The 567-nt window shown below is 70.0% G+C and carries 1 pseudogene; it reads right to left on the bottom strand.

The features are described 5' to 3' along the window. Positions 1 to 449, bottom strand: a pseudogene (locus ABD323_RS44425) (DUF6271 family protein); the annotation flags it as partial. Positions 450 to 567: the final 118 nt, after the last annotated feature.

The following is a 567-nucleotide window of genomic DNA, read 5'->3' as shown; positions in this document are numbered from 1 at the left end:
AACGGATCGGTGCCACCGCCGATGAAGGACTCCTCGACCAGGCCGTCGATCTCCTCCCGCGACCACTCGGGCGGGGCCCAGAGGCTGACCACCTCGTGGTAGATCGCGGGGTCCAGTTCGCGGATCTCGCCGACGTCCACGGACAGTTCGCCGATGAAGGAGCTGCCGACCATGGAGACCGGCTTGGCCCCGTGCGCCGGGTCGAGCGCGTTGTCCGTGACACCGTCGGCCGCGTCGGTGCCCGTCCTGCCGGGCGAGAGCAGCTCGTGGTGGGTCGGGAACACCGGTTTGCCGTCCAGGAGTTGGTAGCCGCTGTCCGAGTCCCGGCGGTGGATCGAGGCGCAGCCGAGTGCGCCGGCGACCAGGAACGCCCGGTTGGTGCAGGCGCCGTAGGAGACGGCGTCCGGGAGCATCAGGTCAAGCAGCAGCTCCGGCGCGGCCGACCCGGAGCTGCTCGGCGGCCAGGTCGGCGCGGCGGACGATCTCGTACGCCACCACGACGGACAGGACGATCGTGGCCTGGATGATCCTGGCGATCTCACTGGGAATGCCGATCGACTCCTGCGA

The organism is Kitasatospora nipponensis (assembly GCF_039528135.1).
In the GTDB taxonomy this organism is placed as follows: domain Bacteria; phylum Actinomycetota; class Actinomycetes; order Streptomycetales; family Streptomycetaceae; genus Kitasatospora; species Kitasatospora nipponensis.
This window is presented reverse-complemented; position numbering and strand designations above follow the sequence as displayed.